Raw genomic sequence first — 24,419 nt, forward strand, 5'->3', positions numbered from 1 at the left:
AAAAAGAACGACAAGATCAAAGTGATGAGCACAGGTCAAACTTGGGGGGTGGATCGTTTAGGGATTTTCACGCCAAAACAAATCGATACCGACATTCTTCGCACTGGCGAAGTCGGTTGGGTTGTGTGTGGTATCAAAGACATCTTGGGCGCGCCTGTTGGTGATACGCTGACTTTGGCGAAAAACGGCAGTGAAAAACCACTACCGGGCTTTAAGAAAGTCAAACCTCAGGTGTATGCGGGTCTCTTCCCTGTCTCCTCAGACGATTACGAAAACTTCCGTGACGCGCTAGGTAAACTGAGTTTGAACGATGCCTCTTTGTTCTACGAGCCAGAAAATTCGGCGGCACTGGGCTTTGGCTTCCGTTGTGGTTTCCTTGGCATGCTGCACATGGAGATCATTCAAGAGCGTCTAGAGCGTGAATACGATCTTGATCTTATCACCACTGCGCCAACCGTAGTGTACGAAGTGGAAAAGACCGACGACACGCTGATCTATGTGGATAGCCCAGCAAAACTGCCGGCGATCAACGATATCGAAGAGATTCGTGAGCCAATTGCACGTTGTAATATTTTGGTGCCTTCTGATTACTTAGGTAACGTGATTACCTTGTGTGTTGAAAAGCGCGGCGTTCAAGTGGATATGGTGTACCACGGCAACCAGGTGGCGGTGACTTACGATATCCCGATGGCAGAGGTGGTGCTTGATTTCTTTGACCGCTTGAAGTCTACCTCACGTGGTTACGCTTCTCTGGATTACAACTTCCAACGCTTTGAAGCGTCTAACATGGTACGCGTGGATGTACTGCTCAACGGTGATAAAGTCGACGCGCTGGCGTTAATCACGCACAAAGATCAATCGCAAACTCGCGGCCGTCAGCTGGTGGAAAAAATGAAAGAGTTCATTCCACGTCAGATGTTTGATATTGCGATTCAAGCGGCGATCGGTAACCACATCATCGCTCGTTCTACGGTGAAGCAGTTGCGTAAAAACGTTATCGCTAAATGTTACGGTGGTGACGTGAGTCGTAAGAAGAAACTACTGAAGAAGCAAAAAGAGGGTAAGAAGCGTATGAAGCAGATCGGTAACGTCGAGCTGCCACAAGAAGCGTTCCTTGCTATTTTGCACGTAGGCAAAGATTAAGTTTGCCCACCGGTAAAGATTGAGCGCGATAGTGGGTCGGCGATGTTGACTGGCTTTAGCGCCAACGTTTTGAGTGAAAGGGGCTACCCTTTCACTTTCGTATTTTTGAGATAAGGGAAGTCAATGGCGAACACATTTTCACTCATCCTAGTCATCGTCACTTTGGTGACTGGTATTGTTTGGCTACTGGAGAAGCTGGTTTTTGCTAAGCAGCGTCAACGCCAAGTGATGGATATCGAAGCACAAACCACAGGTTTGGATGACGCGACGTTAGCCAAAGTGAAAAAGCAGCCTTGGTGGATCGAGAACAGTGTCTCCATCTTCCCCGTGATTGCGATTGTGTTGGTGCTGCGCTCGTTCATTTATGAGCCGTTTCAGATTCCATCAGGCTCCATGATGCCAACGCTATTAGTCGGCGACTTTATCCTGGTTGAGAAATACGCTTATGGACTCAAAGATCCCGTTTGGCGTACACAACTGGTGGAAACAGGCAAACCGGAGCGCGGTGATACGGTCGTCTTTAAGTATCCACCACAACCGAGCATCGATTACATCAAACGCGTGGTCGGCCTTCCGGGTGATACCGTGCGTTACAGCAGCAAAAAAGAGATCTGCATTCAGCCACAAGGTGAGAGCACTTGCCGCCAAGTGGGATTATCGAATGTGGTAGAGAGTCCGTTTATTCAAGACGGCGTACCACTTATCCAACTGAATGAAGAGTTGGGTGAAGTGGAGCATCAAATTTTGGTTAACCCTCTTCGTCGTGATCGCGTGTCGGCGTATCAGCCACGCAGTGGTGTGAACGAGTGGGTCGTACCGCAAGGGCACTATTTTGTCATGGGTGATAACCGTGACAACAGTGCTGATAGCCGCTACTGGGGCTTTGTTCCAGAGGCCAACCTCGTTGGCAAGGCCGTTGCAATTTGGATCAGTTTTGAGTTTGATCGTGGTGCAGACAGTGTCTTGCCGACTTGGATTCCAACTGGTGTGCGTTTTAACCGCATTGGTGGCATTAACTAGCTTGTTTAAAGCACAAACTATCGAGAGAGCATGAATTCTCCAATCACTAATCTAGAAAACAGACTCGGCTATCCGTTCAACGATGCCGAGTTACTCCAACTTGCGCTGACACACCGCAGCGCAAATGGAAAACACAATGAGCGTCTTGAGTTTCTGGGCGATTCAATTTTAAGTTTTGTCATTGCTGACGATCTTTATCACCGCTTCCCTAAAGTGAACGAAGGGGACATGAGCCGTATGCGTGCGACCTTAGTGCGTGGCAATACACTGGCGGAACTGGGTCGAGAATTCGAACTCGGAGATCACTTAAAATTAGGTCCAGGTGAGTTAAAAAGTGGCGGTTTCCGTCGTGATTCCATTCTTGCCGATGCCGTAGAGGCGATCATTGGGGCGATATACTTGGATAGCGATATTGAAGTGGTCCGTAGGATTATACTCAGCTGGTACCAGAGTCGTTTGGATGCCATTAAGCCGGGGGTATCGCAAAAAGATCCCAAGACGCGTTTGCAAGAATTTCTGCAAGGGCGAAGAAAACCGCTTCCTGTCTATACAGTGACTACTATTAAAGGTGAAGCACACAACCAGCAATTTACGGTTTCGTGTGAAGTGGCAGGCATCGGAGATCCTGTCATTGGCAAAGGCACCAGCCGCCGCAAGGCAGAACAAGCGGCTGCGGAATTAGCGCTAGAGCAACTTAACAATGACTGACTCAACCGACAACAACGAATTTGATATCGATGCGTTCTTTTCATCAAGTGGTGAAACCGCGTCGCCAGAGAACCAACACTGTGGTTTTATTGCCATTGTTGGCCGACCGAATGTTGGCAAATCGACACTACTGAATCGCATTCTAGGTCAAAAAATTTCGATAACTTCACGTAAACCTCAGACCACGCGCCACCGTATTATGGGTGTGGACACAGAAGGGGATTACCAAGCGATTTATGTCGATACCCCAGGGCTACACATTGAAGAGAAACGCGCCATCAACCGTTTGATGAACCGCGCGGCCAACTCTTCATTGAGTGATGTCAATCTGGTGTTTTTCCTCGTTGATGGAACCCACTGGACCAAAGACGATGAGATGGTGCTCACTAAGTTGCAAAAGTCGAACTTCCCTGTTGTGCTTTGTGTCAACAAAGTCGACAACGTTCAAGATCGCAACGAAGTGATGCTGCACATGATGGATCTGTCGAAGAAGATGGAATTCGTCGATGTGGTACCGATTTCGGCCAAACACGGTAAAAACATTGATGTGCTGCGTAAGCATGTCCGTGAACACTTACCTAAAGCGGCCCATCACTTCCCTGAAGAGTATGTGACTGACCGCTCTCAGCGCTTTATGGCGTCTGAAATTGTGCGTGAAAAGTTGATGCGCTTTACTGGCGAAGAGTTGCCTTATTCGGTGACGGTGGAAATCGAGCGTTTCGATTACAACCCAGACACCGACGGTTTCCACATCAACGCACTGATCTTGGTCGAACGCAGTGGCCAGAAGAAAATGGTCATCGGTAAAGGCGGCGAGAAGATTAAGACGATTGGTCGCGAAGCGCGCCTCGATATGGAAGAACTGTTTGGCCGTAAGGTCTACTTAGAAACGTGGGTCAAAGTGAAATCGGGCTGGGCGGATGACGAGCGTGCACTGCGCTCTCTCGGTTACATCGACGATCTTTAACCGTTGGCTCTCTTAGCGCCTCGCTAAGAGAGCACTCTCCTCACTAGGTTGACGAAGGATCGCAACCTCGTGTCTGTTGTGATCAAAGGCTATGTCATCAGAAGGTTTACAACGCTGCTTTGTACTTCATCGCCGACCCTATAGTGAATCGAGCCTGATTCTTGACGTCTTCAGTGAAGAGTATGGCCGCATCACCTTGATGGCAAAAGGTGCACGCAGCAAACGTTCTAACCTCAAAGGGGCGCTGCAACCCTTCACACCACTACTATTGAAATGGTCAGGCAAAGGTTCAATGAAAACACTGCGCCAAGCCGAGCCAATCAGTTTAGGTCTTCCTCTCTTTGGTATTCATCTCTATTCCGCTATGTACGTCAATGAGTTGATTGGCCGAGTGTTAATGGCCGAAGTGGCGATGCCTGCTCTGTTTCATGACTACCTGCATGCGTTGACGGAGTTGGCGCAAAGCGAGAATCCAGAGCCTGCTTTGCGCCGCTTTGAGTTGGCGCTGCTGTCGGCGATGGGGTATGGCGTGGATTTTTTACACTGTGCGGGCAGTGGCGAGCCAGTCTCACCGGAGATGACCTATCGCTATCGCGAGCAGAAAGGATTCATTGCCTCAGTGAGAAACGACAACCTGACGTTTTTAGGCAATGAACTGATCGCGATCAGCGAGCGTCGCTTCACCACAAAAGAACAACTCAAAGCGGCAAAACGCTTTACACGACTTGCCTTAAAGCCGTATCTTGGCGGCAAACCTTTAAAAAGCAGGGAACTTTTCATCGCAAGGGTTCCCAGAGCACGGAGTATGGAATAATGAGCTCAATCTACCTTGGCGTGAACATCGATCACATCGCAACTCTACGTAACGCACGCGGGACAAAATACCCAGACCCTGTCCATGCCGCAGAAGTGGCTGAGCGCGCCGGTGCAGATGGGATCACCATCCACCTACGCGAAGATCGCCGTCACATCAACGATCGTGATGTTCGTATCTTACGTGAAACGATTCAAACGCGAATGAATCTGGAAATGGCCGTTACCGATGAAATGGTCGAGATTGCGCTGCAAACCCAGCCAGAGTATGTCTGCTTGGTGCCAGAGAAACGCGAAGAGCTGACCACTGAAGGTGGTCTGGATGTGGTGGGGCAACTTGAGAAAATCAAAGCGGCGACCCAAAAACTCACCGATGCCGGCATTAAAGTCTCTCTGTTCATTGATGCCGATCGCCAGCAAATCGACGCCGCAAAAGCGTGTGGTGCACCCTACATTGAACTGCACACCGGCCACTATGCAGATGCAACCAATGATGCAGACCAACAAGATGAGTTGAAAAAAATCGCTGCAGGCGCCAGCTATGCCGCCGATCTCGGCATTACCGTGAATGCCGGGCATGGCCTCACCTATCACAATGTGGCACCGATTGCGGCCATTCCAGAAATGTACGAGTTGAACATTGGTCACTCAATTATCGGCCGCGCGGCCTTTGATGGTTTGGCAAAAGCCGTGGCTGACATGAAGGCCATTATGGTTGAAGCTAGAAAGTAGTCACTATGGCGATCGTAGGATTAGGCACAGACATTGCGGAAATCGAGCGAGTGGAAAAAGCCCTCGCTCGCAGTGGTGATGCGTTTGCCCAGCGAATCTTAACGCCGCCTGAGCTCGATACGTTTCATGCCATTAAACAGAAGGCGCGTTTTCTCGCCAAACGCTTCGCTGCGAAAGAAGCCGCGTCAAAAGCATTGGGAACGGGAATCGCGCTCGGCGTGACCTTTCAAGACTTTACCATCAGCAATGACGAACTCGGTGCGCCCGTCCTGACGCTGGCGAATAAAGCTTTAGCATTGGCGAATCAAAAACAGGTGGCGCATGTCCACCTGTCGATCTCTGATGAGCGCCACTATGCGATGGCGACGGTAATTTACGAATCGGCCTGATGTCAGGCCGAGACCTAATTAAGTGCTAGGTAGTGGGCCGACGTCTCGGTCACTTTATCCATTTCATCTTGCAACTCAAACAGCTCCGGCTCCACCTCTTCAATACTCGCGTCTGAGCGCAGCGCTTTCTCTAATGTCGCGCAAATCGACTTAAGACGTGGCACACCGCAGTATGAACCGCTGCCATGCAGTTTGTGGACATGATGAATCAGATTCTCTCGAGCTTCTTCATCCCCATCCCCGGTGAGCGCCTGTTCGACAACCGAATTGACCTCGGGGATGTAGTCGACCAGCATTTGTAGCATCTCTTTGGCGAGCGAGGCTTTGTTGGCAGATTGCTTCAACGCGGCGGGCCAGTCAATGACGATTTTGCTATCACTCTCGGACGGTGTGCTCGGCACGTCCGGTGTTGTGTGGACTGACAGATCGAGCTTTTCCAACTCTTGCACAGTGGCATTGGGGTTCCAGTGCATCAACACCTGCTGCAATACATGCTCTTCTATTGGTTTGGTGAGGTAGTCATCCATGCCGGCTTTAAGTAGGCGGTCGCGCTCGCCTAGCATGGCATGAGCGGTGACAGCGATCACCGGAGTCTGTTCATTGAGCGGCAGTTTTTTGATCGCTTTGGAGGCGGTAACCCCATCCATTTTAGGCATTTGAATGTCCATAAGGATCATATCGAAATGCTGATGTTCCGCCTGTGCGACGGCGTCTTCGCCATTGCTACAGGTGATCACTCGCTCAACGCGCTCTTTGAGTAGGGCGGTGATGAGTTTCAAGTTTGCGGGGTTATCATCCACCGCCATCACCGTCAGTGGCAATTTATCTGTGCTGACAGGCGTGTTGGGCTCCAATATAGGCAGCGCCTCTTGGTTGGCGGCTAACGTCTGTAGAAGCTTACGGCGTGACAATGGTTTGGTGATGCAGTGAACTTGATACTTTTGAATCAAGTGATCAGACAAAGCAAGGGCGGTACTTGGCATGCCGAGTACAACGTGCGGCGCGTAGGCCATGGCGCGTTCCACCAAGCTTTCCACTTCGCTAACGGTGTTATCTTGGCTCGGAGCCAGATTGAGCAGTACGTAATCATAGCTGGCAGGTTCTTCAGGCATCGACGAGCGGTAAGTGACCGACAAGCCCTCGCGAGTCAACATGTTTTGTACGATCGAGGCCGCTTGCATATTAGGTTCGATTAGCAGCAACTGGCGCTGCGCTAGGGTTTGCGCTTCGATGAGATCGCTCACCGGCATATCGGTGACATGCAATCTCAGGGTAAACCAGAAGGTAGAGCCTTGGTGCAAGCGACTGGTTAGGCTGATTTCACCGCCCATTTGACTGACGAGTTTCTGCGTGATGACTAGCCCAAGCCCGGTGCCACCATAGCGGCGCGAGATGCTGGCGTCTGCTTGACTAAAGGCTTGGAAAAGCTGCGCTTGTTGACGCTCTGAGATACCGATACCCGTGTCGCGTACCATAAATTGCAACTCGACCACGTCATCGCGCTGTGAGCGAAGTTCGACGCTGATATCGATGTTGCCACGCTCAGTAAACTTGATGGAGTTGCCCACCAGGTTGGTCAACACTTGTTGGATGCGCAGCGGATCGCCAGCGAGACCCGCCGGAATTTTCGGATCCACTTTGAGCGTCAACTCTAGCCCTTTCTCATGGGCGCTGGTGGCTTGTAGGCTGACCACCTCTTCTAGCGACTCTTGGAACTCAAAAGGAATATTCTCCAGCGCCAGCTTACCCGCTTCAAGTTTCGAGAAATCGAGGATGTCATTGATGATGTTGAGCAAGTTGTTGGCGGAACGCTCGATGGTCTGCAAGTAATCGGTTTGGCTGTTGGTGAGTTTGGTTTTCAACATCTGGCGAGTAAAACCTATCACACCATTTAGCGGCGTTCTTAGCTCGTGTGACATGTTTGCCAGAAACTCAGATTTCACTCGCGCTGCTTCTTGCGCGCGTTTTTTCGCAATATCGAGCTCGATGTTTTGGATCTCAAGCTGCTCTAGGGTTTCGCGCAGATCGGAAGTGGCTTGGTCGATGCTGTGCTGCATTTCCACGTGGTATTCCGACAGCGAGACCGCCATTGCGTTGATGCCGTTTTTCAACGAGTCGAGCTCGCCGTGCATTTTGCCTTCGATACGTACATCCAAATGCCCGCGACGAATGCGATCCACCATGTTTTTCATGTGAGAGATCGGACGGGTCACGTCGTACATCAAGCGGTAGGAGAAGACGGCGGATAGGCCGAGTCCGACGAGCAACACTAACGCAGCGGCAAAAATTTCTTGATACTGCTGCAAGCGCAGCGACGAGAGATCGAGTTCAATCGAGACATAGCCGAGTGCTGGTGTGGTGCTTTGCCCTTCGAGTGTCGCGGTTAAGCCCGCCTCAGAGATAACGGGCGCGCGAAGAATTAAGGTGTTGCCGCGCAAATCAGAGGTGAGTAGCAGCGGGATGGGCTCTTGTTTTGGAAAGGTCAGCGACTCGAAGTTAGGGTGAAAGTTCGAGGTCACGAACAGATCGTGCTTGTAATCAAACACGGCAATACTGCGGACAAATTTCGAGTTCTTACGATGCGCAAAGCTGATGATACGCCTGACAGCTTCGCGGCTGTTATTGCGAAGCCCGTCTTCACTGGCAATTGCCAAAGGCTCAACGATATTTAAACCTGAATTGATGACCTGAGTTTCCAAATCGTGATAGCGATTAAAGGAAAAGAAGGCGGTCAGCAGAAGCCCGATGATCAATGTGGGGGCGAGAGTAAGAGAAATAACGCGGGCGCGTAAGCCATATCTGGTCATTATTGTCTAAACATCGTGGTGTGGATATGGGAAAATAACTTCCATAAATAGAAGCCGCCGAAGGTTTAAGCATAATCAACTCGGTCGGCTCACACAATGATTCTGCTGTAAAAGCGGGAATCGACACTGTAATTAGAGCAAATACAGTCTGTTGACTGCGAAATAGGCACGGCACATGGCGCGTTTCTTCCAACCTAAAAAGAAAACTCAACTCAATACTAAGCATCAATCTGTTCTGGTCGAGAAACTCGATCACCACGGTGCGGGCATGGCATACCAAAATAAAAAGCCGATTTTTATTGAAGGCGCTCTGGCCAAAGAAGAGGTATTGATTCAACTGACGGAAAGCAAAGCCAAGTACGCGCGTGCCAAATTGATCAAAGTTCTCACGCCTAGCCCAGAGCGTATTGCGCCATTTTGCCCGCATTACGACATGTGTGGCGGCTGTAACATGCAGCACCTCTCTAACGCTGATCAGCAAGTGCATAAATCGCGCACCTTAGCGCAGTTGATGCGCAAATTCAGCGGACAGGATGCAGCGCTCTCAGCGCTGATTTCTGGGGATGAGCAAGGCTATCGCCGCCGCGCGCGCATCAGTATCAAGTGGGATAAAAAGCAGCGTCAGTTACAGTTTGGTTTTCGTAAAAAACAGAGCCAAGAGATCATCACACTGACCGATTGCCCAGTATTGGCGCCAGAGCTGAGCGCGTTAATGGCGCCGCTGTATGCCTTGTTGTCGGAGTTCAGTCAGCCAGAGCACCTTGGCCATGTGGAATTGGTGAAGGGAGACAACGTTAATATCTTGGTGGTGAGACATCTCAAGCCGCTGACCGAGAATGAAGAAGCGGCGTTGATCGCCTTTGCGACCACTCACCACATCACGCTTTACTTGATGCCGGAAAGTCATCAGTTGACGTTGGTGATGGGCGAGGCTGGGGTCTACCAAGAAGCAGGCGTGACTATTGCGTTTGAACCAAATAACTTTATTCAGGTCAATCAGAAGGTCAACGCGCAAATGGTCCAACAGGCGATGGCGTGGCTAACGTTGAGCGACAGTGATCGTGTGTTGGATCTGTTTTGCGGTCTAGGCAACTTTAGCTTGCCAATCGCTAAGCATGTAGCGCATGTGGTTGGTGTTGAAGGTGTGGAGGCGATGGTTGAGAAAGCGGCGAACAATGCGGCGCTCAATCAACTCTCCAATGTCGAGTTTTTCCAAGCGAATTTGGAACTACCCATCGCAAATAACGCCTGGGCGGGCGAAAAGTTCGATAAAGTGTTGCTCGACCCAGCACGAGCGGGCGCGAGCGGCATCGTAGAACAACTTTCTGCTTTGGGTGCGACTCGTGTCGTTTATGTTTCTTGCAATCCTGCTACCCTAGCAAGGGATTCGCAAAGCCTTATCGAGCAGGGCTACCAATTAGAAAAACTCGCGATGTTGGATATGTTCCCCCATACCAGCCATTTAGAATCAATGGCGTTATTTGTTAAGGATTAGACCCGCCCGCTGGGCGAGGTTAAAAAAATAAAAAACTAGGACGATAGAGATGGTTGCGGTAAGAAGCGCACACTTAAATCAAGACGAACAGTTTGAGCTAGAAAAATGGATTGCGAGCCTGAATCAGGACGCAAAAATTGCCCAGCGCTTAAAAGAAGTGTACCGCCAGTGCGAAAAGGTACTTGAGGGTAATGAACAAGGCCCACTGCTGTTATGGCGTGGCCGTGAAATGATCGAAATTTTAATCACGCTGTCGATGGACAAAGCTACCTTAGTGGCGGCGTTGCTGTTTCCGCTCGTCTCGGCTGGCGCCTACGCGCGTGATGCCTTTGAAGAAGACTTTGGCAAAGAAACCATCAAACTGATTGATGGCGTAGAAGAGATGGCGGCACTTGGCCAGCTCAACATTACCATGGAAGGCAGCGCTGCATCGGCGCAGGTGGACAATGTCCGCCGAATGCTACTGGCGATGGTTGATGACTTTCGCTGCGTAATCATTAAGTTAGCTGAGCGAATTTGCAACCTCATTGAAGTAAAGAAAGCGCCCGATGAAGTGCGCCGTGCTGCAGCGAAAGAGTGTGCGAATATCTACGCACCACTGGCCAACCGTTTGGGTATCGGTCAGTTGAAGTGGGAAATTGAAGACTACGCCTTTCGTTACCAGCAACCGGAAACCTACAAACAGATTGCGAAGCAGCTCTCTGAGCGACGCATTGTCCGTGAGCAGTACATCAAAGATTTTGTCGATGATCTCTCCGATGAAATGAAAGAGGCGGGCATCAACGCCGAAGTGAGCGGGCGTCCCAAGCACATCTACAGCATCTGGCGCAAAATGCAGAAGAAAAATTTGGCGTTCGATGAGCTGTTTGACGTGCGCGCAGTGCGCATCATCGCCGACAAACTGCAAGACTGTTACGCCGCGCTGGGGATGGTGCACACCAAATACAAACACCTGCCCAGTGAGTTTGATGACTACGTTGCAAACCCAAAACCAAATGGCTACCAATCCATTCACACCGTGATCCTCGGCCCGGAAGGCAAAACCATCGAGATTCAGATCCGCACCAAGCAGATGCACGAAGATTCTGAACTTGGGGTGGCCGCGCACTGGAAATACAAAGAGGGCGGCGCTGGTCGCAGTGGGTACGATGAGAAAATTACCTGGCTACGCAAACTGCTTGATTGGCAAGAGGAGATGTCCGACTCGGGTGAGATGTTGGATGAAGTGCGTAGCCAAGTGTTTGATGACCGCGTCTATGCCTTTACTCCGCGTGGCGATGTCGTCGACTTACCGATGGGCGCGACTCCACTCGATTTTGCTTACCACATTCACTCGGAAGTGGGGCATCGCTGTATTGGTGCCAAAGTAGCGGGCCGTATCGTGCCTTTTACCCATAAATTGTCGATGGGCGATCAAGTTGAGATCATTACTGCTAAAGAGCCCAACCCATCGCGCGACTGGTTAAACCCGTCGATGGGGTTTGTGACCTCAGGGCGAGCACGCGCGAAGATCAATGCTTGGTTCCGCAAGCAGTCTCGTGAGAAAAACCTCGAGGCGGGGCGCGAGATTCTCGAGGTGGAACTGGCGAAAATTGGCGCGACGTTAAAAGATGCCGAGCGTTATTCGCTGAAGCGCTTTAACGTCAACTCGACCGATGAACTGTTTGTTGGGGTGGGCAGCGGTGATTTGCGGATTAACCAAATCATCAATCATATCAATGCGTTGGTGAATAAGCCCACCGCAGAAGAAGAAGACAAGCAAGCCCTAGAAAAGCTCCAAGAAGCCGAGCACAAAGCGCCGGCTCAGAGCCGCCCTAAGAAGGATGCGGTTGTGGTCGAAGGGGTCGACAACTTGATGACCCACCTCGCTCGATGCTGTCAGCCAATCCCGGGCGATGAAATCTGCGGTTATATCACCCAAGGCCGTGGCATTTCAGTGCATCGCGCCGATTGTGAGCAGCTTGATGAGTTAAGGCACCATGCGCCAGAACGTATTATTGATACCGTTTGGGGCAGCGGCTTTGTGGGCTCCTACATTCTCACTGTCCGTGTTGAGGCGATGGAGCGCGGTGGGCTGTTAAAAGACATCACTACGCTGTTTGCCAATGAGAAAATCAAAGTGACCAGCATGAAGAGTCGCGTCGACTACCGTAAACAGTTATCGATCATGGATTTTGATCTTGAAGTGAACAACATCGAGGTGTTATCACGGGTGATCAAACGTGTGGAACAGATCCGAGACGTGATGAGCGTTAAACGTTTGGGCTAACCGGAATCCGTAGCAATTATTGACAATGCGCGTTAAGCGCGACCAACAGTTCGAAGGTGAGTGGTTATGCTGCTCACCTTTTCATTTTGTGAGGGAGAGGCATGAGTCATCCAATTGAACAATTAGAGCAAATCATGGCCAAGCTGCGTGATCCAGAACACGGCTGTCCGTGGGATTTAAAGCAGTCTTTCGACACCATAGTGCCGCACACCATTGAAGAAACCTATGAAGTGGTGGATGCGATTCACAACCGCGATTGGACCAATCTAAAAGAAGAGCTTGGCGATCTGTTGTTCCAGGTGATTTTCTACAGTCAACTGGCTAAAGAGCGGCAATTGTTTGATTTTTCTGAGGTGGTCGACACAGTGAATGAAAAACTCACGCGCCGTCACCCGCATGTCTTTGGCCAAGCGGAGTTTGCCAGCGACGAGGAAATTAACGCCAATTGGGAGGCGGAAAAAGCCAAAGAGAAAGCGCAACTAGGCAAAAATGAACAAAGTATCCTAGACTCAATACCAGCTTCTCTACCGGCGCTTTCTCGTGCTACAAAAATTCAGAAAAAGTGCGCCAAAGTGGGCTTTGATTGGGACACTTTAGGACCCGTGGTGGATAAAGTGCGCGAGGAGGTCGATGAAGTCGTCGCGGAAGCGGTCCAAGTCTCGGTGCAAGATGACAAGGTCGAGATGGAGCTCGGTGATTTGCTGTTTGCGGTGGTGAATCTTGCTCGTCACCTCGGTCATGACCCAGAATCGGCATTGAGTAAGGCGAATCTTAAGTTTGTGCGTCGCTTTAAAGGCATAGAATCACGTGTTGCGGCGCAGAATAAGACGCTAGAACAGTTACCCTTAGAGGCGCTTGATGCTCTGTGGGATGAAGTAAAAGCGGCGGAAAAAAATACTCGCTCAGAGTAATCACGCGAATTCGTCTGAGTACAGTCAGCCGTCGTGTGAATTTGATTTGAAGCAAAAAAGAAAAAATGACAGTGTGATAGATTTCACGTTGTGGCGGTTAGGGTCTTCTGGTATATTTTCGTCCCGTCCAGAAGAATTCCATTTCCCTCATTCAACCAATTTCAGGTTAAACATGACGACAAATTACATTTTTGTTACTGGCGGGGTTGTATCCTCTCTAGGTAAAGGTATTGCAGCTGCATCTCTAGCCGCTATTCTAGAAGCTCGTGGTCTTAAAGTGACCATGATGAAGCTTGACCCTTACATCAACGTTGACCCGGGCACCATGAGCCCAACTCAGCACGGTGAAGTGTTCGTCACGGAAGATGGCGCAGAGACCGACCTAGACCTTGGTCACTATGAGCGTTTCATTCGCACCAAGATGACTAAGCGCAATAACTTTACTGCCGGTCGTGTTTACGCAGACGTGCTTCGCAAAGAGCGTCGTGGTGACTACCTAGGCGCCACCATTCAAGTTATCCCTCACATCACTAACGCCATCAAAGACCGTGTTATTGCCGGTTCTGAAGGGCACGATGTGGCTATCGTTGAAGTTGGTGGTACGGTCGGTGACATCGAGTCATTGCCGTTTATGGAAGCGATTCGTCAGCTTGCTGTTGAACTCGGCCGTGAACGTGCGATGTTCATGCACTTGACGCTAGTCCCTTACCTTGCTGCGGCGGGTGAAGTGAAAACCAAGCCGACTCAGCACTCAGTGAAAGAGCTGCTCTCTATCGGTATCCAACCTGATATTCTGGTTTGTCGTAGCGATCGCATGATCCCAGCGAACGAGCGTAAGAAAATTGCCCTTTTCTGTAACGTTCCTGAGAAAGCGGTGATTTCGATGAAGGATGTGGATTCGATCTACAAGATCCCTCAACTCATCAAATCGCAAGGTCTTGATGATCTTGTGTGTGCACGTTTTGGTATCGACGCTCCAGAAGCAGACCTGTCTGAATGGGAACAGGTTATCTATGAAGAAGCGAACCCAACGGGCGAAGTGACTATCGGTATGATCGGTAAATACATCGAACTACCGGACGCGTACAAATCAGTCAACGAAGCGCTTAAGCATGCTGGCTTGAAAAACCGCTTGAACGTCACCATTAAATACGTAGATTCACAAGATGTTGAGACTAAAGGCGTTGAAGTGCTTGCTGGTCTTGACGCTATTCTAGTACCGGGCGGTTTTGGTGACCGTGGTATCGAAGGTAAGATTCGCGCAGCGCAATACGCGCGTGAAAACAATGTCCCTTACCTTGGTATCTGTCTTGGTATGCAAGTCGCGCTGATTGAATACGCTCGTAACGTCGCGGGTATGGAAGGCGCGCATTCAACAGAATTTAATAAAGAGACGAAATACCCTGTGGTAGGCTTGATCACTGAGTGGGTCGACGGTGAAGGTAAAGTTGAAGAGCGTACCGAAACGTCGGATCTTGGTGGTACTATGCGTCTTGGCTCTCAGCTATGTCACTTAGAGAAAGGAACTAAGGCTCGCGAGCTTTACGGTAGCGCGACGATTCATGAACGTCACCGTCACCGTTACGAAGTGAACAACGTCCTTCGACCACAAATTGAAAAAGCGGGCTTGAAGGTCTCTGGTCTTTCTGCAGACAAGAAGCTGGTGGAAATGATTGAAAACCCTGCGCACCCATGGTTCGTTGCGGCTCAGTTCCACCCAGAATTCACATCGACGCCTCGTGATGGTCACCCATTATTCGCAGGTTTCGTGAAAGCCGCTGGTCAGCACTCACGCGGCGAGTTTGAGAAGTAAGTAAAAAGGATACGGGCGGCGGCGAAGGTTGTGCTGCTGCCTTTTAAATTTGACATTTATATTTGAACGAGAGGAAACATTAATGTCTAAGATCGTTAAAGTTCTAGGTCGTGAAATCATCGACTCACGTGGTAACCCAACTGTAGAAGCTGAAGTACACCTAGAAGGCGGTTTCGTAGGTATGGCTGCTGCTCCATCTGGCGCATCTACTGGTTCTCGCGAAGCTCTTGAGCTACGTGACGGTGACAAAGCACGTTTCCTAGGTAAAGGTGTTCTTAAAGCTGTTGAAGCAGTAAACGGCGAAATCGCAACTGCTCTAACAGGTAAAGACGCGAAAGACCAAGCGGCTATCGACGCAATCATGATCGAGCTAGACGGCACTGAGAACAAATCTAAGTTCGGTGCAAACGCAATCCTAGCGGTTTCTCTAGCGAACGCTAAAGCTGCTGCAGCAGCGAAAGGCATGCCTCTATACGAGCACATCGCTGAGCTAAACGGTACTGCTGGTCAGTTCTCTATGCCTCTACCAATGATGAACATCATCAACGGTGGTGAGCACGCAGACAACAACGTTGACATCCAAGAGTTCATGATCCAACCAGTTGGCGCTAAGACTCTAAAAGAAGGTCTACGTATCGGTGCTGAAGTATTCCACAACCTAGCAAAAGTTCTTAAGTCTAAAGGCTACAGCACTGCAGTGGGTGACGAAGGTGGTTTCGCTCCAAACCTTAAGTCTAACGCTGAAGCGCTAGAAGTGATCGCAGAAGCGGTTGCAGCGGCAGGTTACGAACTAGGTAAAGACGTAACTCTAGCTATGGACTGTGCTGCATCTGAGTTCTTCGACAAAGAAGCTGGCATCTACAACATGAAAGGCGAAGGTAAAACCTTCACTTCTGAAGAGTTCAACCACTACCTAGCTGAGCTAGCAAGCAAGTTCCCAATCGTTTCTATCGAAGATGGTCTAGACGAGTCTGACTGGACTGGCTTCAAGCACCAAACTGAACTACTAGGTGACAAGCTTCAACTAGTAGGTGACGATCTATTCGTTACTAACACTAAGATCCTTGCTGAAGGTATCGAGAAAGGCGTAGCTAACTCTATCCTTATCAAGTTCAACCAAATCGGTTCTCTAACTGAGACTCTAGCTGCAATCAAGATGGCTAAAGACGCAGGTTACACAGCTGTAATCTCTCACCGCAGCGGCGAAACTGAAGATGCAACTATCGCTGACCTAGCGGTAGGTACTGCTGCAGGTCAAATCAAGACAGGTTCTATGAGCCGTTCTGACCGTGTTGCTAAGTACAACCAGCTAATCCGTATCGAGGAAGCGCTAGGTGAGCGTGCACCTTTCAACGGCCTTAAAGAAGTAAAAGGCCAAGCTTAATTCTTTGTTGAATAAGGTTTAGCTTTAACGCTTTTTAGAAACGCTCCACTTCGGTGGAGCGTTTTTTTTTGGAAACGCTCGGTGAGCGTGCACCTCCATATTTCAAGGAAGCGGTCTTAAAGAAGTAAAAGGCCAAGCTTAATTCTTTATTGAATAAGGTCTAGCTTTAACGCTTTTTAGAAACGCTCCACTTCGGTGGAGCGTTTTTTTTGGAAACGCTCGGTGAGCGTGCACCTCCATATTTCAAGGAAGCGGTCTTAAAGAAGTAAAAGGCCAAGCTTAATTCTTTATTGAGTAAGGCTTAGCTTTAACGCTTTTTGGAAACGCTCCACTTCGGTGGAGCGTTTTTGTTTTTCTATCCACAATATCAATGGTATTTACGACCTGTTTACATTGTTGCTCATTATGCACTCAGTTCTATAACTAAAGTGTCTAGATAATGGAAATTGAGTATTTTCTATTTTGCCAACAAACCGTTACCGTATTTGTCTTACATTATTCAAATAACAACGTTGGTTAAAAGGAAACATCATGAGTGTCGCAGTGATTGCAAATTTAGTGGTATTTGCAGCGCTTCTTTTCTTCTTGAATCTTCAGCAAAGAAAAGGCGCAACACTATCAAGACAAGTGCTGATTGGATTGGTGCTAGGTAGTGGATTTGGTTTAGCGTTACAGCTGATTTACGGTGAAGGTAGCCTAGCGATTGGTGCGAGCCTAGACTGGATCAATGTGGTTGGCCGCGGTTATGTAGGTTTGCTGCAAATGGTCATCATGCCTTTGGTGTTGGTCTCAATGTTTGCAGCGGTAGTGAAGCTTGAGAACTCGGCCTCCCTTGGCAAAATTAGTGGCTTAACCATTGGCGTGCTGCTGTTTACCACCGCGATTTCTGCTTTGATTGGTATTGCAGTGACACAAGGCTTTGGTCTTTCTGCTGAAGGGTTAACAGAAGGTTCGCGTGAAGCGGCGCGTCTGTCTGCCTTAGAAGGTCGAATGGATCGTGTCAGTGACCTGACGATTCCCCAGATGCTAGTCAGCTTTATTCCAACCAACCCCTTTGCTGATCTGACGGGTGCGCGTTCGACCTCGATTATCGCCGTGGTGATCTTCGGTATCCTTTCTGGCGTTGCCGCGCGTAAGGTGATGTTGGAAAAAACCGAACTGGCGGCGCCGATTCGTACCTTTGTTGAAGCTGTGCAATCCATTGTCATGCGCCTAGTGAAAATGATCATGGCTCTCACGCCTTACGGTATTGCCGCTTTGATGGCCAAAGTGGTCGCGACCTCAAGTGCGAGTGATATTCTTAATCTGCTGGGCTTTATCATCGCCTCTTACTTTGCGATTGCGTTGATGTTCCTTGTGCATGGTGTGTTGGTCTCTTTTGTTGGCGTGAGCCCGAAAGAGTACTTCACTAAGATCTGGCCAGTATTGACCTTTGCTTTCACGTCACGCAGCTCCGCAGCGACCATTCCATTGAACGTTGAAGCACAAATCAGCAAATTAAAAGTGCCGCCTGCGATTGCCAACTTATCCGCCTCATTTGGTGCCACTATTGGTCAAAATGGTTGTGCGGGTATCTATCCGGCGATGTTGGCTGTGATGGTCGCGCCGACTGTTGGTATCAACCCAATGGACATCAACTTTATCCTGTCGTTGGTGGCGATCATTACTATTAGCTCATTCGGTATTGCTGGTGTAGGTGGCGGCGCGACCTTTGCTGCGCTGATTGTGCTGCCTGCGATGGGGCTGCCGGTGACAATTGCTGCACTATTGATCTCGATTGAGCCTTTGATTGATATGGCCCGTACAGCGCTCAATGTCTCAGGTGCCATGACAGCCGGTACGATCACCAGCCGCTTGTTAAAACAGAAAGTGGATGAGCCGGAACTCAATGAGCAAAGCGCATAACCGTTACTCTGTGTAGAGTGGAAAGCCTAAGCCTTGTTGCTTAGGCTTTTTTCGTTTGGGTGACGATTTTTCTTTTAAGCATCTACTCTTCGTTTCGGTCACTAGAGAGGCGCTTCGCTTTGCTTTGGGCAATCGCTTCGACGCGGCGTTGATTGAGCGCTTGGCGAATCTCTGCACCTTGATAACCATCAGCAATGATGTCTTTGACTTCGACGTTCAGCGCCGCTTGGTAGGCTTGTTCGAACCAGATTTTTTGTGGATAGGGTTCGGCTTCAAAGCCTTTTCTTCCCTGGCTATCTGCCATGCAGCAGAGCAGGATATCGTCTAATCGTTCAGGCTTTCGCCAGACGTCAAAGGCATCGAGCACTTTGAGTAACGTTGCCGGCTTGAGCTCAGCGGCGCGATGAATATTGGAGTGGTATTGGCAGACGAGCAAGGCCAAATCGCGGTATTCATTGGGAATCTTTACCCGCTCACATAGATCTCTAATCAACTTGAGCCCGGTATGACAGTGCAATTTGTGACTCGGCCACTCATTTTTCGGCGTGACCCCTTTGCCGAGATCGTGCACTTGAGCGGCAAAACGCACGCTTGCAGAAGGCGACAAGCGCGCCGCACGTTCAGCGACCATTAACGTGTGGATGCCAGTATCGATTTCTGGATGCCATTGCTCCGGTTGCGGTACGCCAAACAGGGCGTCAAATTCGGGCAGCACGACTGCGAGCGCGCCACATTCGCGCAGTACGGAAAGAAAAATGTGCGGGTTTTCTGTGGTGAGCGACTTTTGCCACTCCAGCCAGATTCGCTCAGGGGTAAGTTGAGACAGTTCTCTCGACTCGGCAATGGAGCGCATCAAGCCCAGCGTCTCTTGAGCGACCTCAAAGCCTAAATGATGGAGTTTTGCTGCAAATCGAGCGACTCTTAACACGCGCAGCGGATCTTCCACAAACGCCTCTGAGACATGACGAAGCTGGCGCAGTTCGATATCGTTTAGGCCACCGTAGGGATCAATCAGATGTCCCTCACTGTCTTGCGCGATGGCGTTAATGGTCAAATCGCGGCGGCGTAAATCCTCTTCGAGCGTGACATCTGGTGCGAAGTAGCAATCAAAGCCAGTGTAGCCCGCACCGGTTTTCCGCTCTGTACGTGCAAGCGCGTACTCTTGCTTCGTCTTAGGGTGAAGAAAGACAGGGAACTCTTTACCTACGGGGGTGTAGCCTTGCGCGATAAGATCATCGGGTGTGGCCCCAACGATCACCCAATCCTGATCGTAAACGTCAATATTGAGCAGGTGATCGCGTACCGCGCCACCGACAAGGTATCGTTTCATGGCCACTCCTTCTCATTTTAAAACATAGCCGTTGGCTAATTGGGTGTGCAATGGTACTTTTCTTATCAACAAATGCCCAGCAACAAATAGTCGCCATCCACTCAGAGACGAGATGCATGTACAAACACCACTTTGCTTTTCATGAGCTCCCTTTCTCGATTGTGCCTAGCTCTCGTTTTCTCTATCTCAGCCAGCGTCACAAGGAAGCGATCTTTCGCCTCACCTCTGGTTTAGGGGAAGGGGGCGGTTTTGCCATGTTAACCGGAGAAGTGGGGACGGGCAAAACCACGGTAGCCAAGGCGATGTTGGATGACTTGGATGCAATCGTCGATCAAGGACGCCAGCAAGCCGGTTTTATACTCAACCCAACCTTTTCCGAATCAGAGTTGCTGGAAGCCATCTGTGATGAGTTCTCCATTGCCTATTCTGATGACGCCTCACTGAAGCAGTTGAGTCAGGCCATCCACCAGTTTTTAATTGAGAGTTACGCGCAAGGCCGGCAAACCTTGTTGGTGATTGATGAAGCTCAGCACCTCAGTGCGCAAGTGCTTGAGCAGCTGCGCCTGTTGACCAACCTTGAAACAGAGCAGCACAAGCTATTGAAAGTGTTATTAATTGGTCAGCCTGAGTTGCAGCAAAAATTGCAAATGCCGATCTTGCGTCAGTTGGCGCAAAGGATCACGGGCCGCTATCACTTGCTCCCTCTAGACAGCGCCGAAACCGCGAACTATGTCCGTCATCGGCTGACACTCGCCGGCGGCGATCCTGATCTCTTCTCTTCGCGCTCGCTCAAGTGGATCGCCACCCAAACGCAAGGGATCCCAAGGTTGATCAACTTGGTGTGTGACGCGGCGCTGCGTCATGCCTACTCGAGCGGTGAGCTAAAGCCTAGCCATGACAGTGTGCAGCGTGCCTGTGATGAGGTGATGAGCTTTCAGCCTTCGTTTCAAGTCACTCGCCCTCGCCGCTCGACAAGATCATCCGGTGCACCTTATTGGTTTGCGGCTGTAATAGGTATCGCGTTGAGTGTTGTGGGTTATCAAAGTGCGCCGCTTTGGGCTGATGATCTGATTACGCAGCAAGTCGCCCGCAGTCACCCCATCCAGTACAGTGAACCGACGGTCAACCACGTGCTGCCAGATACGCTGAAAACGGCACTCGACTCCGCCATCAATCTTGAGCAAGGTTTGGCGAACTTGTATCGCGTCTGGGGCTATCAGGCATCCGTGTTGGATAAGCTCTGTTTGGAGAATGAGCAAAGCGTGTTTCAATGCCAACTGACTCAAGGGGATTTAGCCACTTTGGTGCAAGCCAATCGCCCAGTGCTGCTCACGTTGGGGGAGGCAGACTCTCCACGTTATGTGGTGTTGTATCAACTCGATTCAGAGCACGCGACGCTGCTGCTTGACGGGCAGTTGTACACCTTGCCCAGCGCCGAACTGGAGAGGCGTTGGAATGGCGAGTATCGACATATTTGGCGGCGCTATTGGGTAGGTACGCTCAAGCCTGGTATGGAGGGAACGGCCATTGCCGCGCTCGATGACCATCTCTCCTCAATTCTTGACCAACCCTCAACACAAAGTGCACGCTTTGATGAGGCGCTAGAGCAAAAAGTGAGATTGTTCCAACGTTGGCAGGGGCTCACGGTTGATGGGATTGCTGGCTCGAAAACGCTGCGCAAAATTGAGCAGATGAGTCTGTATGAGTCCCCGAGGTTGGATACCCGGATGGTCACAGCCAATCACAGCGCGGATGCGCAGGAGAACCGCTGATGTCACAAACGATGAAAGCGTTGAAGGCGTCCCAGCATCGCTATCAAGCGGCATCTGCAGCTGACGATGTCAACAACTCGCCGATAGACAGCGTTGCAACGCGCCCAAGTATGATGGTCATCAGCTTGCTGATATTGCTGCCTGCCTCACTCGGAGTAGGGTTGGGTGTTGAGCGTCACTACCGTCAAGTGGAAGCCGACTGGCTCCTCAAGCAAACGGCGTCGCCTAGTGTCATTGAGCGCCCTGTCGAGTTCAGCGTTACCCCTTGGCAAGACGAGCAGGCGTTGGCCATGACGTACGAACTCACCCTTTATGATGTACAAGCAGTGCCGAGCTACTCTCGTAGCCATGAGGCCGAGGGTAGTCAACCAATGGATACACCGCCGGTATCTCCCCAACCTAATGTACAGGCTTCACCTCAACCTTTCATTGATGACTTAGATCTCTCTCAGTTATCGCCCGAGTTAGCCCTTCGCGTGCAAAGTGCCCTCAAACCGTCGTCAACACCCACTCCGACGTCGAATGTCAGTCAACTCGCGCAGCAAGGTCTCAAGTGGACGGGGCAGTTACCCGCGCTCAATTTCCAAACTCATGTCTATTCAAGCAAGCAAGATAAACGCTGGGTTAAGGTCAATGGTGTCGAGTATCAAGAGGGAGACTGGATCGCAACCGGGGTTCAACTGCTTTCAATAGAACCGCAGCACTGTATGGTGAGTTTCTCGGGTGAGAGGATTGAAATCCCAGCCTTGTATGATTGGCAAGGGTAGCCCTAGGGCTAGTGTAAAAAACAGAGGGAAAAGAAAAGGTCGCATTGGCGACCTTTTCGTTATCTTGGTTAGGGGATTACGCCCAGCCCGATGGTGAACGCTTTCTGCGCGGGATAATGTGCGGCAGAATCAAACCCAACAGCAAGCCAATGCCAGCCACGCCACCGCCGTACATAAAGTACTTGAGCAGCAAGTCGTCTTTTTGGGTGTCAAGCTGTGCTCTTAGCTTGCGTACCTCTTCTTGAGAAGCCGTCAGTTGCTGACTCATCTCACTGTATCCGCTTTCTAGGTCGGCGATTTGGCGGTTGCGTGTTTCAAGAGAATCGACCAAGCCCGCTTTTTCTTGATCAGAGTTTGCGCGCGCGTTGGCAAGCTTCTCTTTCACTTCTGCCAGCTCTTTTTCTACGCGAGGTAAGCGCAGTGTCACGCTCTCTTGTGAGGTCACGAAACGGCTTTCGACCCATCCTCGGCGTCCTTTCGAGTCTTGGATGTGACTGTAACCGGAATCTTTATTGGACTCGATAAAGGTCACTTTTTCGCCCGCATCGACACTGCCAATAATACGAAATTGATTACTTGGTCCTGAGTGCATGTAAGTAAACAATTGATCAGAGATGTAGCGGTCTTGAGCAAACGCGGCAGGGGCCGCCACAATCGATGCCAAAAGCAGGTAAACCCATTTTTTCACGGTAAATCCTTTAACAGTTTTTTGTGTCTAATTTTTACTAGGGCAAATAGTAAGAATTTTCTAGGGGCTTCGCAACAAAGAAGGGAGGCTGAGCCTCCCTTTCTGCGGTATTGAGTCAATAATGACAGTGTATTAACAGAAGTAAGAATCCACTAACACAGTACTGACAGATGACTTAGACAAACATTGCTTGAATCGCGTAGTAGAACACCACGGCCAGCAGTGCACCGGCTGGGAGTGTCACAATCCAAGACGCAACGATGTTACGTACCACGCCTAGGTTCAATGCTGCGATGCCGCGAGCAAAGCCGACACCCAGTACCGCGCCGACCAGTGTTTGAGTGGTCGAGATAGGCAGACCAGTACCCGATGCCAATACCACAGTACATGCCGTAGCGAGCTGCGCAGCGAAGCCGCGGCTTGGCGTCAGTTCGGTAATGCCGGTACCTACCGTTGCCATCACTTTGTGACCCAATGTCGCAAGACCGACCACAATACCAAAGCCACCTAGCGGAAGAATCCACCAAGCGATGGTGCTCTTACCAGTGATTTCACCCATGTGCTCGACGGTAGAGACGACCGCAGACAGTGGACCAATCGCGTTGGCAACGTCGTTCGAACCGTGTGCAAACGCCATCGCACACGCAGTAATGACCATCAGGACACTGAAGATGCCTTCAACGCCGGCAAATCCGTGGTCATCTTCGCGGCTCGCAAATTTCTTCTGGATGTAGAGGTAGCCACCAATCATGACCAGCCCTGAGAAGCCCGCTGACCACATCCACGCTTCGCTGTTCGATAGGTGAAGACCGACGTGCTTTAGGCCTTTCTTAATGGTCACAAGCGCAATCACCATGGTGGTGATGAACATGTAGACAGGCACAAAACGTTTAGCGTTGATCAGCGGTTTTTCAGTATCGAAAATCAGGCGCTGAGCACTGACGAAAATAACGTAAGCAAAGAAACCGGAAATGACAGGGGTAACGATCCAACTGCCGACAATGCCTTTCACACTGCCCCAGTCCACCGCTTCTGTGCCAACAGAGACACAAGCAAAACCGATGATGGCGCCGATGATAGAGTGAGTTGTCGATACTGGCCAACCCATATAAGAGGCGAGCAGCAACCATGTACCCGCTGCTAATAACGCAGACATCATGCCGTAGACAAGAACGTCAGGTTGATTGGCAAACAGAGAAGTTTCGATTACGCCTTTGCGGATCGTATCTGTCACTTCACCGCCGGCTAAATACGCACCGGCAAATTCAAAGATCATCGCGATAATGATCGCTTGTTTTACGGTGAGTGCTTTTGAACCTACCGAGGTACCCATGGCGTTCGCGACGTCATTCGCGCCGATACCAATCGCCATTAAAAAGCCGAAGGCTGCTGCAATAATAATCAGGACAGTGCCGTAATTCGCAAGGATATCCATCGTAATACCTAGTTGTTGATAACAAGCGGAGCAAATTGGACACGACAAAACCCCACAGCGAATTCAGTGTA

19 protein-coding genes are annotated in these 24,419 nt (G+C 50.2%); 15 read left to right on the forward strand and 4 right to left on the reverse strand.

Annotated elements, in window-relative coordinates; translation table 11 throughout:
• From lepA to acpS, 7 genes are all read left to right on the forward strand, one after another.
• A partial coding sequence (gene lepA, locus AC6R0R_RS09075; protein ID WP_500626460.1) for a translation elongation factor 4 occupies positions 1-1,143 on the forward strand: 1,143 nt, incomplete at its 5' end.
• Positions 1,144-1,266: 123 nt separating this feature from the next.
• A complete protein-coding gene (gene lepB / locus AC6R0R_RS09080; RefSeq protein ID WP_500626461.1) occupies positions 1,267-2,163 on the forward strand; it encodes a signal peptidase I in 897 nt (298 codons plus the stop codon).
• A 30-nt stretch (positions 2,164-2,193) separates the two neighbouring features.
• On the forward strand, positions 2,194-2,871 hold the full coding sequence (gene rnc, locus AC6R0R_RS09085; RefSeq protein WP_334554189.1) for a ribonuclease III: 678 nt from the start codon (positions 2,194-2,196) through the stop codon (positions 2,869-2,871).
• On the forward strand, positions 2,864-3,838 hold the full coding sequence (gene era, locus AC6R0R_RS09090; RefSeq protein WP_334554191.1) for a GTPase Era: 975 nt from the start codon (positions 2,864-2,866) through the stop codon (positions 3,836-3,838). Before rnc ends, era begins: the two co-directional genes overlap by 8 nt.
• 91 nt (positions 3,839-3,929) lie before the next feature.
• Positions 3,930-4,652: a DNA repair protein RecO gene (gene recO / locus AC6R0R_RS09095; RefSeq protein WP_487901376.1), complete on the forward strand. Its 723-nt coding sequence runs from the start codon at positions 3,930-3,932 to the stop codon at positions 4,650-4,652.
• Complete coding sequence (pdxJ, locus tag AC6R0R_RS09100; RefSeq protein ID WP_334554195.1) at positions 4,652-5,383, forward strand: pyridoxine 5'-phosphate synthase; 732 nt, start codon at positions 4,652-4,654, stop codon at positions 5,381-5,383. Before recO ends, pdxJ begins: the two co-directional genes overlap by 1 nt.
• A 5-nt stretch (positions 5,384-5,388) precedes the next feature.
• Complete coding sequence (gene acpS / locus AC6R0R_RS09105) at positions 5,389-5,772, forward strand: holo-ACP synthase (RefSeq protein WP_500626462.1); 384 nt, start codon at positions 5,389-5,391, stop codon at positions 5,770-5,772.
• A gap of 14 nt (positions 5,773-5,786) precedes the next feature.
• Here acpS and barA read toward each other — a convergent pair whose 3' ends face one another.
• The gene (gene barA / locus AC6R0R_RS09110) at positions 5,787-8,579 is read right to left on the reverse strand and encodes a two-component sensor histidine kinase BarA (protein WP_500626463.1); all 2,793 of its coding nucleotides are present in this window, start codon (positions 8,577-8,579) and stop codon (positions 5,787-5,789) included.
• Between the two features lie 175 nt (positions 8,580-8,754).
• On the opposite strand from barA, the gene rlmD reads away from it, so the two are divergent.
• The 6 genes from rlmD to AC6R0R_RS09140 all read left to right on the forward strand — a co-directional run bounded on the left by rlmD (position 8,755) and on the right by AC6R0R_RS09140 (position 18,356).
• Positions 8,755-10,074, forward strand: a complete 1,320-nt coding sequence (gene rlmD, locus AC6R0R_RS09115) for a 23S rRNA (uracil(1939)-C(5))-methyltransferase RlmD (protein WP_500626464.1) — start codon at positions 8,755-8,757, stop codon at positions 10,072-10,074.
• Between the two features lie 49 nt (positions 10,075-10,123).
• The gene (gene relA / locus AC6R0R_RS09120; protein ID WP_334554203.1) at positions 10,124-12,343 is read left to right on the forward strand and encodes a GTP diphosphokinase; all 2,220 of its coding nucleotides are present in this window, start codon (positions 10,124-10,126) and stop codon (positions 12,341-12,343) included.
• 101 nt (positions 12,344-12,444) lie between these two features.
• The gene (gene mazG / locus AC6R0R_RS09125) at positions 12,445-13,254 is read left to right on the forward strand and encodes a nucleoside triphosphate pyrophosphohydrolase (RefSeq protein WP_500626465.1); all 810 of its coding nucleotides are present in this window, start codon (positions 12,445-12,447) and stop codon (positions 13,252-13,254) included.
• A 172-nt stretch (positions 13,255-13,426) separates the two neighbouring features.
• A complete protein-coding gene (pyrG, locus tag AC6R0R_RS09130; RefSeq protein WP_334554207.1) occupies positions 13,427-15,067 on the forward strand; it encodes a CTP synthase in 1,641 nt (546 codons plus the stop codon).
• Positions 15,068-15,149: 82 nt separating this feature from the next.
• A complete protein-coding gene (gene eno, locus AC6R0R_RS09135; RefSeq protein ID WP_334554209.1) occupies positions 15,150-16,451 on the forward strand; it encodes a phosphopyruvate hydratase in 1,302 nt (433 codons plus the stop codon).
• Positions 16,452-16,982: 531 nt separating this feature from the next.
• Positions 16,983-18,356, forward strand: coding sequence for an L-cystine transporter (locus AC6R0R_RS09140; protein WP_487901370.1), 1,374 nt, complete (start codon positions 16,983-16,985; stop codon positions 18,354-18,356).
• 82 nt (positions 18,357-18,438) lie between these two features.
• On the opposite strand, the gene AC6R0R_RS09145 is transcribed toward AC6R0R_RS09140, so the two are convergent.
• Positions 18,439-19,686 (reverse strand): multifunctional CCA addition/repair protein, encoded by a 1,248-nt coding sequence (locus AC6R0R_RS09145; RefSeq protein ID WP_500626466.1) that lies wholly within the window; start codon positions 19,684-19,686, stop codon positions 18,439-18,441.
• A gap of 116 nt (positions 19,687-19,802) precedes the next feature.
• Here AC6R0R_RS09145 and AC6R0R_RS09150 point away from each other — a divergent pair, with 116 nt between their 5' ends.
• Positions 19,803-21,458 carry an ExeA family protein gene (locus tag AC6R0R_RS09150; protein WP_500626467.1) on the forward strand — a complete coding sequence of 552 codons (1,656 nt, stop codon included), beginning with the start codon at positions 19,803-19,805 and terminating at the stop codon, positions 21,456-21,458.
• The gene (locus AC6R0R_RS09155; RefSeq protein WP_500626468.1) at positions 21,458-22,225 is read left to right on the forward strand and encodes a general secretion pathway protein GspB; all 768 of its coding nucleotides are present in this window, start codon (positions 21,458-21,460) and stop codon (positions 22,223-22,225) included. Before AC6R0R_RS09150 ends, AC6R0R_RS09155 begins: the two co-directional genes overlap by 1 nt.
• A gap of 76 nt (positions 22,226-22,301) precedes the next feature.
• Here AC6R0R_RS09155 and AC6R0R_RS09160 read toward each other — a convergent pair whose 3' ends face one another.
• Both AC6R0R_RS09160 and AC6R0R_RS09165 read right to left on the reverse strand, forming a co-directional pair.
• Positions 22,302-22,913, reverse strand: a complete 612-nt coding sequence (locus AC6R0R_RS09160) for a TIGR04211 family SH3 domain-containing protein (protein WP_334554218.1) — start codon at positions 22,911-22,913, stop codon at positions 22,302-22,304.
• 175 nt (positions 22,914-23,088) lie between these two features.
• Complete coding sequence (locus AC6R0R_RS09165; RefSeq protein WP_500626469.1) at positions 23,089-24,348, reverse strand: inorganic phosphate transporter; 1,260 nt, start codon at positions 24,346-24,348, stop codon at positions 23,089-23,091.
• Between the last annotated feature and the right edge of the window lie 71 nt (positions 24,349-24,419).

The sequence above is a fragment of the Vibrio sp. R12-SW3-ISO1 genome (assembly GCF_059834005.1).

What these genes read in the sequence shown, in the direction of transcription:
- recO (WP_487901376.1), top strand. Translation starts at nt 3,930, where the DNA reads ATGTCATCAGAAGGTTTACAACGCTGCTTTGTACTTCATCGCCGACCC.
- AC6R0R_RS09140 (WP_487901370.1), top strand. Translation starts at nt 16,983, where the DNA reads ATGAGTGTCGCAGTGATTGCAAATTTAGTGGTATTTGCAGCGCTTCTT.
- pyrG (WP_334554207.1), top strand. Translation starts at nt 13,427, where the DNA reads ATGACGACAAATTACATTTTTGTTACTGGCGGGGTTGTATCCTCTCTA.
- acpS (WP_500626462.1), top strand. Translation starts at nt 5,389, where the DNA reads ATGGCGATCGTAGGATTAGGCACAGACATTGCGGAAATCGAGCGAGTG.
- lepB (WP_500626461.1), top strand. Translation starts at nt 1,267, where the DNA reads ATGGCGAACACATTTTCACTCATCCTAGTCATCGTCACTTTGGTGACT.
- rnc (WP_334554189.1), top strand. Translation starts at nt 2,194, where the DNA reads ATGAATTCTCCAATCACTAATCTAGAAAACAGACTCGGCTATCCGTTC.
- mazG (WP_500626465.1), top strand. Translation starts at nt 12,445, where the DNA reads ATGAGTCATCCAATTGAACAATTAGAGCAAATCATGGCCAAGCTGCGT.
- AC6R0R_RS09150 (WP_500626467.1), top strand. Translation starts at nt 19,803, where the DNA reads ATGTACAAACACCACTTTGCTTTTCATGAGCTCCCTTTCTCGATTGTG.
- AC6R0R_RS09145 (WP_500626466.1), bottom strand. Translation starts at nt 19,686, where the DNA reads ATGAAACGATACCTTGTCGGTGGCGCGGTACGCGATCACCTGCTCAAT.
- AC6R0R_RS09155 (WP_500626468.1), top strand. Translation starts at nt 21,458, where the DNA reads ATGTCACAAACGATGAAAGCGTTGAAGGCGTCCCAGCATCGCTATCAA.
- barA (WP_500626463.1), bottom strand. Translation starts at nt 8,579, where the DNA reads ATGACCAGATATGGCTTACGCGCCCGCGTTATTTCTCTTACTCTCGCC.
- eno (WP_334554209.1), top strand. Translation starts at nt 15,150, where the DNA reads ATGTCTAAGATCGTTAAAGTTCTAGGTCGTGAAATCATCGACTCACGT.
- relA (WP_334554203.1), top strand. Translation starts at nt 10,124, where the DNA reads ATGGTTGCGGTAAGAAGCGCACACTTAAATCAAGACGAACAGTTTGAG.
- AC6R0R_RS09165 (WP_500626469.1), bottom strand. Translation starts at nt 24,348, where the DNA reads ATGGATATCCTTGCGAATTACGGCACTGTCCTGATTATTATTGCAGCA.
- rlmD (WP_500626464.1), top strand. Translation starts at nt 8,755, where the DNA reads ATGGCGCGTTTCTTCCAACCTAAAAAGAAAACTCAACTCAATACTAAG.
- pdxJ (WP_334554195.1), top strand. Translation starts at nt 4,652, where the DNA reads ATGAGCTCAATCTACCTTGGCGTGAACATCGATCACATCGCAACTCTA.
- era (WP_334554191.1), top strand. Translation starts at nt 2,864, where the DNA reads ATGACTGACTCAACCGACAACAACGAATTTGATATCGATGCGTTCTTT.